The organism is Actinosynnema sp. NPDC023658, from assembly GCF_040639995.1.
Classification (GTDB): domain Bacteria; phylum Actinomycetota; class Actinomycetes; order Mycobacteriales; family Pseudonocardiaceae; genus Actinosynnema.
The window spans coordinates 1-1,076 of sequence record NZ_JBFAAX010001473.1; the positions used below are offsets into that span (position 1 = coordinate 1).

Sequence of the window (1,076 nt, forward strand, 5' to 3'; positions counted from 1 at the left end):
TAAATGGACTTGTCGTCCACCCGCTCGTCCGGGTGCCGTGACGGGGTGGACGACGCGGAGCTGCCGACCGGCGTCGGCTATTGCGAAGCGGAACGCGATCACCCGGAGTGGTTCCTGCTCGACCCGAACGGCCGGCGGCTCGAGTACGACGGCTATTCCGAGCACTGGCAGATGGATGTCGGCAACACGGCCTATCAGGACGCGTGGGCCGCGAACGTGATCAAAAGCAGCACCGCCGCCGGATTCGACGGCGTGTGGATGGACAACGCGTTGTTCCCGTGCGACGCCTACCACGAGGGTGTCTGCCCGGCGAAGTACCCGACCGACGCGGCGTTGCAGGACGCGTACGTGTCGATGTTGGCCAACACCCGGGACAGGTTCGTCGCGTCCGGGTTGAAGACGGTCGCGAACCTGTCCAACGCCAGGGTGCACGGGGACGCCTGGAGCACCTACACCGAGTACCTGGACGGTGGCTTCGACGAGTGGTGGCTGACGTTCGACGACACCAACCTGCTGTCGGAGTACTCGGACGGGTGGAGCAAGCAGGTCGACGAGATCGCCGCCAACGAGGCCAGCGGCAAGATCACCCTGGTCCAGCCGCACCACAGCGCCGACGGTGACCGGGCGTACCGGTACGCGCTGGCCAGCTACCTGATGGCCGCGGGCGACCAGGCCGCGATCGCGAGCCTGGACCGGACCGACGGCTACGGCGACCCGACGCCGTGGCGCGCGGAGTACGACTGGGACCTCGGCACGCCGTCCGGGCCGTACAAGTCGGTGGGCACGAACCTGTTCCTGCGCGAGTTCGCGTGCGGCACGGTCGTGGTCAACGCCAACCGCACCGACAGCAGGTCCGTGACCGTGCCGCTCGACGGCGGGCACGTCACCGAGCGGGGCACGACCGTCACGTCCGTCTCGCTAGGCGGCACCTCCGGCGCCGTCCTGCGCAAGCCCTGCTGACGGCGGCGTCAGCGGGAGGTGGACCCGGAAGCGGGTGTCACCGGGCTCGGACTCCACCCGGATGTCGCCGTGGTGGCGGTCGACCACGATCCGCCACGAGATGTCCAGGCCGAGCC

1 protein-coding gene is annotated in these 1,076 nt (G+C 69.1%); it reads left to right on the forward strand.

Features of this window, described 5'->3' with window-relative positions; all coding sequences use genetic code 11:
• The first annotated feature begins 3 nt into the window (after window positions 1–3).
• Window positions 4–960 (forward strand): putative glycoside hydrolase, encoded by a 957-nt coding sequence (locus AB0G02_RS41890; protein WP_360806650.1) that lies wholly within the window; start codon window positions 4–6, stop codon window positions 958–960.
• Window positions 961–1,076: the final 116 nt, after the last annotated feature.